The sequence below is a fragment of the Enterobacter sp. UPMP2060 genome, from assembly GCF_053709655.1.
The window spans coordinates 588,378-601,732 of sequence record NZ_JBSKJQ010000002.1 but is presented as its reverse complement, the minus strand read 5'-3'; the positions used below and the strand labels follow the sequence as shown (position 1 = coordinate 601,732).

9 protein-coding genes are annotated in these 13,355 nt (G+C 54.9%); 5 read left to right on the top strand and 4 right to left on the bottom strand.

The annotated features are described in order from the left end of the window. Positions 1-33 precede the first annotated feature (33 nt). On the bottom strand, positions 34-735 hold the full coding sequence (locus ACWKXN_RS08235) for a phosphohydrolase (RefSeq protein WP_048980988.1): 702 nt from the start codon (positions 733-735) through the stop codon (positions 34-36). A gap of 284 nt (positions 736-1,019) precedes the next feature. Here ACWKXN_RS08235 and ompC point away from each other — a divergent pair, with 284 nt between their 5' ends. Continuing rightward, positions 1,020-2,186: a porin OmpC gene (ompC, locus tag ACWKXN_RS08230; protein ID WP_454543624.1), complete on the top strand. Its 1,167-nt coding sequence runs from the start codon at positions 1,020-1,022 to the stop codon at positions 2,184-2,186. A 52-nt stretch (positions 2,187-2,238) separates the two neighbouring features. Here ompC and ACWKXN_RS08225 read toward each other — a convergent pair whose 3' ends face one another. Further along, positions 2,239-3,102 carry an N-acetylmuramic acid 6-phosphate etherase gene (locus ACWKXN_RS08225; RefSeq protein WP_236903569.1) on the bottom strand — a complete coding sequence of 288 codons (864 nt, stop codon included), beginning with the start codon at positions 3,100-3,102 and terminating at the stop codon, positions 2,239-2,241. 164 nt (positions 3,103-3,266) lie between these two features. Here ACWKXN_RS08225 and ACWKXN_RS08220 point away from each other — a divergent pair, with 164 nt between their 5' ends. Further along, positions 3,267-4,883, top strand: coding sequence for a sensor histidine kinase (locus tag ACWKXN_RS08220; RefSeq protein WP_454543623.1), 1,617 nt, complete (start codon positions 3,267-3,269; stop codon positions 4,881-4,883). After that, the gene (dcuR, locus tag ACWKXN_RS08215; RefSeq protein WP_045887823.1) at positions 4,880-5,599 is read left to right on the top strand and encodes a two-component system response regulator DcuR; all 720 of its coding nucleotides are present in this window, start codon (positions 4,880-4,882) and stop codon (positions 5,597-5,599) included. Before ACWKXN_RS08220 ends, dcuR begins: the two co-directional genes overlap by 4 nt. Here the strand turns inward: dcuR and ACWKXN_RS08210 are convergent. Together ACWKXN_RS08210 and ACWKXN_RS08205 are read right to left on the bottom strand one after the other, a co-directional pair. Continuing rightward, entirely contained in the window at positions 5,580-6,542 is a 963-nt protein-coding gene (locus ACWKXN_RS08210) for an FAD:protein FMN transferase (RefSeq protein ID WP_454543622.1), read from the bottom strand. The two genes, dcuR and ACWKXN_RS08210, sit on opposite strands and share 20 nt — an antisense overlap. A 94-nt stretch (positions 6,543-6,636) precedes the next feature. Further along, on the bottom strand, positions 6,637-9,417 hold the full coding sequence (locus tag ACWKXN_RS08205; RefSeq protein WP_454543621.1) for a flavocytochrome c: 2,781 nt from the start codon (positions 9,415-9,417) through the stop codon (positions 6,637-6,639). Positions 9,418-10,021: 604 nt separating this feature from the next. On the opposite strand from ACWKXN_RS08205, the gene ACWKXN_RS08200 reads away from it, so the two are divergent. Together ACWKXN_RS08200 and fumA are read left to right on the top strand one after the other, a co-directional pair. Then, entirely contained in the window at positions 10,022-11,530 is a 1,509-nt protein-coding gene (locus ACWKXN_RS08200) for an anion permease (RefSeq protein WP_072196639.1), read from the top strand. Between the two features lie 55 nt (positions 11,531-11,585). After that, positions 11,586-13,235 (top strand): class I fumarate hydratase FumA, encoded by a 1,650-nt coding sequence (gene fumA / locus ACWKXN_RS08195; RefSeq protein ID WP_454543620.1) that lies wholly within the window; start codon positions 11,586-11,588, stop codon positions 13,233-13,235. Positions 13,236-13,355 lie beyond the last annotated feature (120 nt).

Sequence of the window (13,355 nt, the reverse complement as noted above, 5' to 3'; positions counted from 1 at the left end):
GGAGAGTAAAGACTGGAAACAGATTACCACAGTTCAGTTGCGCAAACTGCGACGGAAGCGGCTCAACACCTGGCTATCCAGCCCGATGCAGTCGCCGTGTAATTCGGCACTGAGTTTCGCCATAAACTGGATCAGGAAATCGGCATTGTGACGTGCCAGCTCGCGGCCCATTTCCGTTTGCATTGTATCAGGCAATCGCAGCAGCTTGGTCTGAAAATGGTCGAGGGCAAACGCACGGTCATCAAGGATACGCGCATCGGCAAAGGGATCGTCTGCATCAAAAAGCGGCACGCCCAGCGCGCCCGAGACGGCAAAGACGCGCGCCAGGCCGATAGCGCCTAACGCTTCCAGCCGGTCTGCGTCCTGCACAATTTTGGCTTCCATGCTCTGTGGCGCAATCCCGGCGCTGAAGCTGTGCGCCTCAATCGCGTGCGCAACGGCGGCAATATGCTCTGGCGGAAAGTCCGGGAAGTCGCGGCGCAGAATGTCACACGTTTTAAGTGCGGCGAGCCGTGACGACTGGCTGCGTTCGGGATGGTTTTTCGGCAGGCTGACAATATCGTGGAAATAGCATGCGGTCAGGATCACCAGCGGTTCCACCGCCTGGTAATCCATGATTTTTTGCGCCGTCATCCAGACCCGACGAAAATGCGAAATATCATGTGCGGTATCGTCGGTGCTGTGGTTTTCCTCAAGCCAGCGCTCAAATCGCTGCTGCCACCGGGCAAGTTCCATCGTCATATCCTGATGTTTAAAAGAGAATCAATTATAACATAGCCGAATTAAATCATTTTAAAAATAGAACCACGAAATACTTAATAATAATTACACCATATAAATTCAATGAATTAATTCACCAGAAAAATAAAGAGATTAATAGAAATATTTAGCAATATTTCATAGGATTTAATTACATTTATTTTTGAAACTAAATAACACTTCCTGGAATAGTATCAAGCCTGTAATTGCGGAGGGTGATTACATATATTCATATAAATTATCTTTGAAGGGAATATATAATGAAAAGAAAAGTTCTGGCAATTGTGGTACCCGCGTTATTAATGGCAGGCGCAGCCAATGCGGCTGAAATGTACAACAAAAACGGCAACAAAGTTGACCTGTACGGCAAAGTCGACGCGCGTCATACCTTCTCTGACAACCCTGGCGACGACGGCGACGAAACCTATGTGCAGATTGGTTTCAAAGGCGAAACCCAGATCGCTAACGATCTGATCGGTTACGGCCAGTGGGAATACAAAACCTTCGCTAATAATACCGAGGGCGCGGGTGACAAATCGTTTAACCGCCTGGCGTATGCTGGCCTGAAATATGGCGAATACGGTTCATTTGATTATGGCCGTAATTACGGCGTCGTGTACGACGTTGAAGCCTGGACCGATATGCTGCCTGTATTTGGCGGTGACTCTTACACCTGGACCGATAACTTTATGAACGGTCGTGCTAACGGTCTGGCAACCTATCGTAACCAGGATTTCTTCGGTCTGGCTGAGGGCCTGAATTTCGCGCTGCAGTATCAGGGTGCGAATGAAGGTCAGGATGCAACAGAAGATCAGGAAGGCACGAAAAATGGCCATGACAATGTTCGTTTCCAGAACGGCGACGGCTTTGGTATGTCTACCACCTACGATTTTGACTTCGGTCTGAGCCTGGGTGCGGCATATTCATCTTCCGACCGCACGAACAAACAGGTTGCATACGGTGCAGGTAACTACAACCGCTACAGCCCATATGCAGGTGGCGAACACGCTGAAGCCTGGACCATTGGGGCAAAATATGATGCGCAGGGTGTTTACCTGGCCATGATGTATGCGGAAACCCGCAATATGACGCCATATGGTAATGTTGGTATCGCCAACCAGACCCAGAACTTTGAAGCCGTAGCGCAGTACCAGTTCGACTTCGGCCTGCGTCCGTCTCTGGCATGGGTTTATTCCAAAGGTAAAGACATTGGCGGCAATGATTACAACCCAGGTAATAATTACGACTATGTTGATCAGGATCTGGTGAACTATATCGATCTCGGTATGACCTACAGCTTCAACAAAAACTTCTCCACTTACGTTGATTATAAAATCAACCTGCTGGACAACGATGAAAGCTTCTACGAAGCCAATGGCATCTCAACTGATGACATCGTTGGCGTAGGCATGACCTACCAGTTCTAATTCCCCAAAATACCAAAGGCCGCAATTGCGGCCTTTTTACTATCTGAAGATCTTACGGCGCTTCCTGCAGCGCCACGCGGATAAACCCGTTATTCTGCGCCAGCAGTTCATGGGCTTTCCACGCATCCAGCCCTGTCAGCACCATCAGTACCGCCGTTTTACAGTTATGGTTACAGCTCTCCAGCGCGGCTTTTGCCTCGGCCCGTGTGCATCCCCCCGCTTCCATCACAATGGCGATTTGCCGTTCAGCCCATTTGGTCGTGCTTGCCTCAAGATCCACGCGCAGGTTGCTGTAAACCCGTCCGGTTCGGACGGCCAGCCCGGTGGCAATCATCGAGAGGATCATTTTTTGCGCGATCCCCGCTTTGGTGTTGATATAGCCTGCGACGACGTCGGCCCCCAGCTCCGGAGCGATAACCATGCTCGCCAGCTGCGCGGCTTCGCTTTGCGCATCACCAGTAACAATAGCGACCGGTGAACCCAGCGACCACGCATGTCGCATTGCCCCCCAGACCCACGGCGTTTTTCCGCTGACGGTCACGGCCAGCATCATATCGTGTTCACCAAACTTGATGGCCTGCAGATCGGCAACGCCGCGCTCGTAGTTCCCTTCCCCTTCTTGTGCCGTAACGGCCATCACAGGGGTTTTGCCCGGCGCATATTCATCGGCAATCTGTTGCGCTACACGCCCTGACGGCCCCGCGCCAACGACAATCAGGCGACCGCCGTGGCTGAGCGTCGCGGCGGCGTTGTCCACCGCGCGGGCAATAATATTTAAACAGGGGGTAATCGCAGCAGAAATGAGTGCATCATCCTGGTGAATGACTTTCAGCATGTCCAGCGTGGACAATCTATCAATATTCATCGTGCTGGCGTGCCGTCTTTCCTTGACCGAACCGGTAAGCATAACGCTCATAAACAGCCTCCTTATTATGAGTACCCACACACTATAAAGTGTTTTATATAGATGACCTGCGAGGAGGGTCACGAAAAGAGGACCAAATCCACGCCTTTACATGGCTTTAAGAAAAGCGCGTCATCGGCGATAATTACCCCTTTCTTAATCATCGCGGAGTGTTGATGAGCGATTTGCAGCCTTTCCTTCCGACGCGCAAGCGCCCCATGAAGCTGAACACCCTGGTCACGCTGATGGTGTGCGCGATTATTGCCTCTGTGCTGCTGGTGGTCTTTGCGCTCTACTCCGTGCAAATCACCCGGGCGACCCGCGATGATGTAAAAGATACGGCTCTGGGTATTGCCAGAACGCTGGCCAACAGCCCGGAGATCCAGCGCGGCCTGATGCAGGCACCGCAGGAGAATATTATTCAGCCCATCGCCCAGGCGGTGACGAAACGAAACGATCTGCTGTTCACCGTGGTCACCGATATGCGCGGGATCCGCTACTCTCACCCGAACGAGGCGCTGCTGGGGCTGCATTTTATCGGTGACGATTTAACTCCCGCGCTTGAAGGCAAAGAGAACGTATCGGTAAACCGGGGTGCGCTCGCCGAAGCGCTTCGCGTCTTCACCCCAGTCTACGACGGCCAGCACGAGCAGATCGGCGTGGTGGCGGTAGGTATCTCCCTGAAAAAGGTTGAAGAGCAGATCGCTCGCGGGCGGCTAAACGCCGTCTGGACCATTTTATTCAGTATTTTTATGAGCTCCATGGCGATTTGGGGTCTGGTGCGGGTACTGAAACGCATCCTGTTCGGGCTCGAACCTTACGAAATTTCCGCCTTGTTCGAACAGCGTCAGGCGATGCTGCAGTCGCTTCGCGAGGGGGTGCTGGCCGTCGATATTCACGGGCGCGTGACGATGATCAACCAGACCGCCAGAGAAATATTGCTTCTCCCTTCCGGCAAGCAGACCGAAAATGCCAGCGCCCCCCTGCTGGCCAGCCTGCGCGAAGTCTCAAAGACGGGCGTCGCGCGCCAGGATCAGGAGATCAGCTGTAACGGGCGTCTATTGCTGTGCAACATGGTGCCCGTTAAAAGCCAGGATCGGGTGATCGGCGCCATCACCACCTTCCGTGATAAAACGGAAATCAGCCAGCTGATGCAGCGTATTGATGGCATGGTTAACTACGTCGACGCCCTGCGCAGCCATACGCACGAGTTTATGAATAAACTGCACGTGATCCTGGGCCTGCTGCACATGAAGCGCTACGACAAGCTGGAAGAGTACATCATCCAGACGGCGCATAATTACCAGACGGATATCGGTACGATACAGAGCAAGGTAAAATCCCCGGTTATTGCCGGGTTCCTGCTGGGTAAAATCAATCGGGCGAAAGAAGCGGGCGTCACCCTGACGCTGGCGGATGAATGCCAGATACCGGATACCGCGAGCGAAGAGCAGGTCGCGGTGCTGATCACCGTGCTGGGTAACCTCATTGAAAACGCGCTAGACGCGATGGAAGGACAGCAGGAAGGTGAGATCGGCCTGCTGCTGCATTATCAGAATGGCTGGCTCAGCTGCGAAGTCAGCGACGATGGCACCGGCATTGAACCCGCTCAGCTGGAGGCTATTTTTACAAAGGGCTTCTCAACAAAAGGTGAAAACCGCGGCGTTGGGCTGTTCCTTGCTCGCCAGCAAATCCAGAACCTCGGCGGCGATATCACCGTCGAGTCTGAGCCAGGCGTATTTACCCAATTTTTTGTTCACATCCCCTGGGATAGCGAGAGGAATATCGCGTGATAAATGTATTAATTGTCGATGATGACGCCATGGTAGCCGACCTCAACCGTCTGTATGTCAACCGTGTTGAAGGTTTTAGCTGCTGCGGCGTCGCCTCCACGCTAAACCAGGCCGAGGCCATCATTAATAACCCGGGGCAGCCTGTCGATCTGGTGCTGCTGGATGTCTATATGCAGCAGGATAACGGGCTGGATCTGCTGCCCGTTATTCGCGCATCCGGTCGCCCAATCGATGTGATTATGATCTCGTCGGCTGCCGACGCCGCCACGATCCAGACCTCCATCCACTACGGCGTAGTGGATTATCTGATCAAGCCGTTCCAGTTCCCGCGCTTTGAAGAGGCGCTGAACGGCTGGAAGGCAAAGCATAGCCTGATGGGTTCGCACCAGTATTATGAGCAGGCCGACGTCGACCGGCTGATCCACGGCGGGGCGCCGGAACTGGCGGACAGTAAAAAGCTGCCGAAGGGGTTAACGCCGCAAACGCTGCGCACGATTTGCCAGTGGATTGACGCTCACCCGGAGACGGAATTTTCTACCGATGACCTGGCAAGCGCGGTCAATATCTCCCGCGTATCCTGCCGCAAGTACCTGATTTGGCTCGCACAAATCAACATTCTGTTCACCAGCATTCACTACGGTGCCACCGGACGTCCGGTGTATCGCTACCGTCTCCAGCCGGAGCAGACCGGCCTGCTCAAGCAATACTGTCAGTAACGCGGTAGTCGTTATCCAGCAGGGTAAAGCGGAAGTGGTGTGCTGAAGAGAACACCACTTCTTTTGTTTTGGTCACAAAGATAGCTTCAATATCGGGGCGCGCGCGCAGGGCGGCACAGCCCTTCTCTACGCCCATGCCGTACATCAGCGTGGTCCAGATATCGCCGTCGATGGAGTCCTTCGAAACAATCGTTACGCTGTCCAGCTCGTTGTCCAGCGGATACCCGGTGCTCGGATCGAGAATATGGTGATAGCGCTTGCCGTTTTGCTCAAAGTAGCGCTCGTACGTTCCCGACGTCACGACGGAGAGGTTCTCTACGGTCATCGTGCCGATCAGCGCATCACCGGCGAACGGTTTTTTCAGCCCCACGCTCCAGCCCCCTTCCGGCGAGCCTAACGTCTGAATGTTCCCGCCGAGGTTGATCAGCCCCAGCTCAGCGCCCTCTTTACGAAGGTAATCACGCACCCTGTCGGCGATATAGCCTTTGGCAATGGCCCCCAGATCGATCTCCATCCCCGCTCTGGTCAGGAACACGCTGCTGCTGGCCTCATCAAGAAGGACATCTTCAGGACGGGTAATCGCCAGCAGCGACGCGATTTCATCGGCAGGCGGAACGCTGTCCCCCTGAAAGCCAATTTTCCAGCGCTTCACCAGCGGACCTATCGCCAGGTTAAAGGCGCTGTCCCTGAACAGACTTGCCGCTTTGGCACAGCGGATCAGCTCAAACACCGGCCGGCTGACGGTAACCGGATGCTGGCCAGCCGCATGGTTGATGTCCATCACCTGCGAGTGCGCGCGGTTAACGGTGAGCAGATCTTCGTACTGTTTGATCAGGCGAAACACGCGGGACGCGAGGGCTTCGTCGTGGGAGAAGAGTTTCAGGAGAATGGGTGAGCCCATCAGGACGGCGGAGTAGCTGTAAACGCGATGGCTATCAGGCATGGCAGGAGTCCTCAGATGTAGCCCCGGCCAGCACCGCGCCGCCGGGGAAAATGCCGGATAGCGCTGGGCGTATCCGGCCTACAACACAGGGGTCTTACTGCTTTTTCGAACGCATAGCCGCCTGATGTCCTGCAAGCGTACCAAAAATAATGATATCTGCCACTGCGTTACCGCCGATACGGTTACCGCCGTGGATCCCGCCGACCACTTCACCGGCCGCAAACGCCCCTGGCAGCACGTTGTGGTTGCTGTCCAGCACGCAGGTTTCGGTGTTGATGGTCACGCCGCCCATGGTGTGGTGCACGCCCGGTGCAATCTGAATGGCGTAGAATGGCCCTTCGTTGATAGGCGCGCGCAGCGCGGTGGTACGGCCAAAATCATCATCGCGCTGTTTTTCAACGAAGCCGTTGTAACGTTCCAGCGTCGCGAGGAAAGCGTGGTGATCCATACCCAGCGCTTCAGCCAGGGCTTTTGGCGAGCTGGCGCTGGTCACGAAACCTTTCGCGATGTACTCATCAGCGGCTTTGTTTTTGGCACGTACGTGCTCGTCAAAGACGATGTATGCGTATTTCTCCGGCAGCGCGATGATTGACGCCGAGACCTTATCGCGGGTCGACATTTCGTTGTAGAAGCGTTCCCCTTTCTGATTGACCAGAATCGCCCCGCCGCCGCGAATGGATTCGGAAATCAGGTACGAGGTTTTCTGCTCTACGGTTGGGTGAATCTGAATTTCGCCCATATCCACGGTACCCGCCCCGATGCGCTCCAGCAGCGCGATGCCGCCGCCGGTTGCCCCTTTGTGGTTGGTGGTAACGAACCCTTTCAGATCAGGACGGTATTTAACCACCATCTGGCTGTTGGCGCTGAAGCCGCCGGTGGCGACAATCACGCTTTTGGTTGCCACGGTGACGGTTTCGTTCTCTTCGGTGGTCAGACGTACGCCGGTCACTTCGCCGTTCTCGAAGATGATGTCGCTGACGGAGGTATCCAGCATCACCTCGATGTTGCGTTTGTTGACGTTACGCACCAGGCCGCTGATCAGGTAGCCGCCTACTGCTGAACCGTCTTTTGGACGGTGAGTACGGTCGATGCTCATCCCGCCGGTGGTGGTGATGTCGTTCAGCATGATGCCGCGCGTGGCCAGCCACTCAATTGCCTGCGGCGCGTTCTCGACGAAGCGACGCAGCAGTTCCGGGTTGTTCTTGTTGCCGCCGCCTTTCAGGCTTTCCTGATAGAACAGCTCTTTGCTGTCCTGAATGCCCTTCACGCGCTGGAAGCGGGTTTCGGCGGCGTTCATACCGGCAGAGGCTTTAATGGTGTTTCCGCCGATGGTCGGCATTTTCTCGACAATCAGCACGCTCGCGCCTTCGTCGTGAGCCTGAATCGCCGCCGCCAGACCGGCGCCGCCGCTGCCGACAACGACCACGTCTACGCTGCGGGTTTCGTTCGGATCAACGCCCTCTTCCGCGGCCAGCGCTTTGCTGGATTTCAGCATCGCTTTCGAGACCGCTTTCTTCACCGCCTCGCTCTGGCTGGTTGCGCCGGTGATGGCATCCACGTGCGGGGTATTGGCGTCCAGAATGCGGGTACGGATCTCTTCAAAGCTGGTTACAAACTCAACGTCTTCGCTCGGGCCGGAGGCCAGTTCGATGTCCGCAATGCGGTCGGTTTCAAGGCTGACGTTAATCACCAGTTCGTTAGCGTCATCCTGCACCTTCTCAGCAAAGGTACCCGGTTTGAATTTGGATTCGCCCATGCTCATGTCGCGGATCATCGCTTCCACCAGCGAGAAGCGCCACAGCGGTTCAGGAATGCTGAGCTCTTCGCGTTTGGTGCTGTCCATAAACAGCTCCAGGCTTTCCCCGGCCGCAATGCGGTCTGTCCAGTCCGGATAAGCGATGGTGGCGCGGCCAACGGCAATCAGGTCGTAACCGTGGTCCAGCGCTTCATTCACATCGGAAGCATTCACCACGCCGCCCACGCCCATGACCGGAACCTGCGCCAGCGTTTCAGAACGCATCGCGCAGTATTTTTCGATAAGCGGGGTGGGATCCTGGGTGTCGACGATGGAAGGACGCAGGGTCGCGCCGACGGAGAAGTGCAGATAGTCCACGCCGCGCGCCGCCAGTTTTTCCAGCAGATACATGGTGTCGTCAAAGCGGATGCCCGGGACTTCCATCTCTTCAGGAGAGAAGCGGTAGCCGATAATAAACGCGTCGTCCGCGTACTGGCGCACCATTTTGTGGGTAATGTCCAGCACCGCCAGCGGGAACTTCGCGCGGTTATCGCGGCTGCCGCCCCACTCGTCGTCGCGCTGGTTTGAATTCGGGGAGTAGAACTGCTGAATCAGATAGGTATTCGCCCCGTGGATTTCCACGCCGTCGAAACCGGCCTGGATGGCGCGACGCACCGCCTCACCAAACTTGCCGATCATGCCTTCCACTTCTTCTGCGGTCAGGGCGACAGGCGTTGCGGCACCTTCACGCGGCGCGGCTACGGCGCTCGGGCCAACCGGGGTACGGCCACCAATCAGTTTTGGATCGACCATGCGGCCGCCGTGGTAGATTTGCAGCAGCGCCTTAGATCCTTTGGATTTAATGGCCTCCGCGATTTTCGCCAGCCCGGCAATTTTCTCGTCATTATCAATACCGATGGCACCCGGGAAGGCGAGACCGAGATCGTCGACGAAGCAACACTCCACAATGATGGTGCCAATGCTGCCGGAACGGGCCCGATAGTACTCCACCAGCTCGCTGGTGACGGTGCCGTCAAAATAGCCGGTACAGGTTGTCATAGGGGCCATTAACAAACGGTTTTTCAGTTCAGTGCCATTCGGTAATGTGAAGGGGCTAAGAATGCGTTCGTTAGTGCTCATAATAGAAACTCCAAACTTTTAAAAATTAAGAATTCGTTATCGGATTGATTTTTTATTTCGTCGTTATTTGCCGATGTCATGATATTAATATAATGATTTTTTTAGTTTCTAAAGTTATTACGTTAGTTAAAAAACTATTTAATCCCTGCGATAACACAAATAACACATTGGTGTTAGCGATTGTAATTCAGTCATTCACAATAATTTAAAAACCGTTAAAATATGAATGGTAAAACCAATTCACCTTAACACATATAAAACCAATAAAAACAAAATGTTGCAACAACACCAAAATCTATCTTGTTAAAGAAATGATAAAAAAAACGCAAAAAACAGGCAATAACCACATACGCCAGAGTGGTTATTAATAAAAGCATAAAAATAACGCTGTAATTCTATTTTTTTGATCGCGATCAATAGTTATGGCATTCAAAAGCGCAATATAAAAACATCATCATTTTTTAATTTAACGCACACAAAAACGCGTTAAATCGCTATTACTGAAAATACAGGAAAGCACCTTTAATAACTAAAAAAAGCAAAGAAACTAAATAAAGTGCTTTTTCAGTGTGACCGAATTTTTGACAACTTAAGACGTGAAACTATGAATACAAAAACTGCTGTAACGCCCCCTGTGGCGAACCAGGCATCAAATGGAAACGCAAAACGATTGCTGATGATGGCGCTACCCGTCATCGTCGCCGTACTGCTGCTGTTTGTTCCCGTTCCTGAAGGCTTGCCGCCTTACGCATGGCACTACTTCGCCATCTTTGTCGGCGTGATCGTCGGTCTGATCTTCGAACCGCTGCCGGGTGCGGTGATCGGCCTGACCGGCGTGGTTGCCATCGCCCTGTGCAGCCAGTGGGTGCTGTTCAGCCCCGATCAGCTGGCTGACCCGAAATTCAAGCTGGCGGGCGCCTCCTTTAAGTGGGCGGTGAGCGGGTTTGGTAACTCTACCGTCTGGCTGATTTTCGGTGCCTTTATGTTCGCCGCTGGCTATGACAAAACCCGCTTCGGCCGCCGTCTGGCGCTGATTCTGGTGAAGTATCTCGGCCGTCGCAGCCTGACGCTCGGTTACGCCATCACGTTTGCGGACCTGCTGCTGGCACCGTTCACCCCGTCCAACACCGCGCGCAGCGGCGGGACCATCTACCCGATTATCGCTAACCTGCCGCCGCTGTACGGTTCAAAACCTAATGACCCAAGCGCGCGTAAAATTGGTTCATACCTGATGTGGGTGGCGATCACCGCAGCCTGTATCACCAGCTCAATGTTCCTCTCCGCCCTCGCGCCAAACCTGCTGGCCCTGGCACTGGTGAAAAGTACGGTTGGGATTGATATCTCCTGGGGCACCTGGTTCCTCGCTTTCCTGCCGCTGGGTATCCTGCTGATTCTGACCATGCCGCTGCTGGCCTACTGGTTCTACCCACCTGAAGTCAAAGTGAATAACGAAGTGCCGCTGTGGGCGACCCGCGAGCTGGAAAAACTCGGCAAACTGTCCCGCAATGAAATTCTGCTGCTGGTGTTCGTATGCTGCGCGCTGCTGATGTGGATCTTCGCTGCCGCATGGATTGAGCCTGCCATGGCAGCCCTGCTCATCGTCGGTCTGATGCTGTGGACCGGCGTGCTGGAATGGAACGATATCACAGGTAACAAGGCCGCATGGAACACCTTCGTCTGGTTCGCCACCCTGGTGGCACTGGCGGATGGCCTCTCCTCTACCGGCTTTATCAGCTGGTTAGGTAAAGAAGGCGGTCTGTTGATGAGCGGTATCTCTCCGGGCGTGGCGACCGTCGTCCTGCTGCTGGCGTTCTACCTGCTGCACTACCTGTTTGCCAGCACCACCGCGCACACCACGGCGCTGCTGCCAGCGATGCTGACCATCGCCTCCACCATCCCGGGCATGAATATGGAAGTGTTCGTTCTGCTGATGGTGACCTCGCTGGGCGTCATGGGGATCATCACCCCGTACGGTACTGGCCCAAGCCCGATTTACTACGGTAGCGGCTACCTGCCAACCAAAGACTACTGGCGCCTCGGCACCATCTTCGGTGCCATCTTCCTGGCGGCCCTGCTGCTGATTGGTTATCCGTGGATGTCCATGATGTTCTGATTCCTGACCGCCGGACTTCTCCTCCGGCGGTTTTATTTTTGTGGAGCAATACGCTATGTCAAATAAACCGTTTTTCTACCAGAACCCCTTCCCTCTTTCCCATGACGACACCGAATACTACCTGCTGACCAAAGAGCACGTCTCCGTTGCCGAATTCGACGGTCAGGAAGTGCTGAAAGTGGAGCCGGAAGCCCTGACCCTGCTGGCGCAGCAGGCCTTCCACGATGCCGCGTTTATGCTGCGTCCTTCTCACCAGAAGCAGGTTGCCGCCATTCTCAACGACCCGGAAGCCAGCCAGAACGACAAATACGTTGCCCTGCAGTTCCTGCGTAACTCTGAAATTGCCGCAAAAGGCGTGCTGCCAACCTGCCAGGATACCGGCACCGCGATCATCATGGGTAAAAAAGGCCAGCGCGTCTGGACCGGCGGCGGTGACGAAGCGGCGCTGAGCCAGGGCGTGTACAACACCTACATTGAAGATAACCTGCGCTACTCGCAGAATGCGGCGCTGGACATGTATAAAGAGGTGAATACCGGCACCAACCTGCCCGCGCAGATCGATCTCTACAGCGTGGACGGGGACGAATACAAATTCCTGTGCATGGCAAAAGGCGGCGGTTCTGCCAACAAAACCTACCTCTATCAGGAAACCAAAGCGCTGATCACCCCGGCGAAGCTGAAAAACTACCTGGTTGAGAAGATGCGCACCCTGGGCACTGCGGCCTGCCCGCCTTACCATATCGCGTTTGTGATAGGCGGTACGTCAGCGGAAGCCACGCTGAAAACCGTGAAGCTCGCTTCCACGCGCTACTACGACGCGTTGCCGACGGAAGGTAACGAACACGGCCAGGCGTTCCGCGACGTTCAGCTCGAACAGGAACTGCTTCAGGAAGCGCAGAACCTCGGCCTCGGCGCGCAGTTCGGCGGTAAATACTTCGCCCACGATATCCGCGTGATCCGCCTGCCGCGCCACGGCGCCTCCTGCCCAATCGGCATGGGCGTCTCCTGCTCCGCAGACCGCAACGTTAAAGCGAAGATCAACCGCGACGGGATCTGGATTGAGAAGCTGGAACACAACCCGGGTCAGTATATTCCTGACACACTGCGTCAGCAGGGTGAAGGCGACGTGGTGAGCATCAATCTGGACAAGCCGATGAATGAGATCCTGGCGCAGCTTTCCGCGCACCCGGTCTCTACCCGCCTGTCGCTGAACGGGACCATCATCGTGGCGCGCGATATTGCCCACGCGAAGCTGAAAGAGCTGCTCGACAACGGTGAAGAACTGCCGCAGTACGTTAAAGACCATCCGATCTACTACGCAGGACCGGCCAAAACGCCGGAAGGCTACGCCTCTGGCTCACTCGGCCCGACCACGGCGGGCCGTATGGACTCGTATGTGGACTTACTGCAATCCCACGGCGCGAGCATGATCATGCTGGCGAAAGGCAACCGCAGCCAGCAGGTGACCGACGCCTGCCATAAGCACGGCGGCTTCTACCTGGGCAGCATTGGCGGCCCGGCGGCGGTGCTGGCGCAAAACAGCATTAAGAGCCTGGAATGCGTCGCGTATCCGGAGCTGGGAATGGAAGCCATCTGGAAAATTGAAGTCGAGAACTTCCCGGCGTTTATCCTGGTGGATGACAAAGGCAACGATTTCTTCCAGCAGATCCAGAACAAACAGTGCGCGGGTTGTTCACAGCGCTAGGTTGAGACAGGCCGGGTGGCGCAACGCTGCCCGGCAGTCGCAGAAAGACATGAGCCTGCGTCATGTCACAAAACCGTGATATCAGCCACTTAGCAAAAAGTGGTGAATAAAAAATCAATT

Bases quoted from the DNA above. Each gene is read 5' to 3' on its own strand.
- ACWKXN_RS08220 (WP_454543623.1), top strand. From the start codon at position 3,267: ATGAGCGATTTGCAGCCTTTCCTTCCGACGCGCAAGCGCCCCATGAAG.
- ACWKXN_RS08200 (WP_072196639.1), top strand. From the start codon at position 10,022: ATGAATACAAAAACTGCTGTAACGCCCCCTGTGGCGAACCAGGCATCA.
- ACWKXN_RS08205 (WP_454543621.1), bottom strand. From the start codon at position 9,417: ATGAGCACTAACGAACGCATTCTTAGCCCCTTCACATTACCGAATGGC.
- ACWKXN_RS08225 (WP_236903569.1), bottom strand. From the start codon at position 3,102: ATGAGCGTTATGCTTACCGGTTCGGTCAAGGAAAGACGGCACGCCAGC.
- ompC (WP_454543624.1), top strand. From the start codon at position 1,020: ATGAAAAGAAAAGTTCTGGCAATTGTGGTACCCGCGTTATTAATGGCA.
- ACWKXN_RS08235 (WP_048980988.1), bottom strand. From the start codon at position 735: ATGGAACTTGCCCGGTGGCAGCAGCGATTTGAGCGCTGGCTTGAGGAA.
- fumA (WP_454543620.1), top strand. From the start codon at position 11,586: ATGTCAAATAAACCGTTTTTCTACCAGAACCCCTTCCCTCTTTCCCAT.
- ACWKXN_RS08210 (WP_454543622.1), bottom strand. From the start codon at position 6,542: ATGCCTGATAGCCATCGCGTTTACAGCTACTCCGCCGTCCTGATGGGC.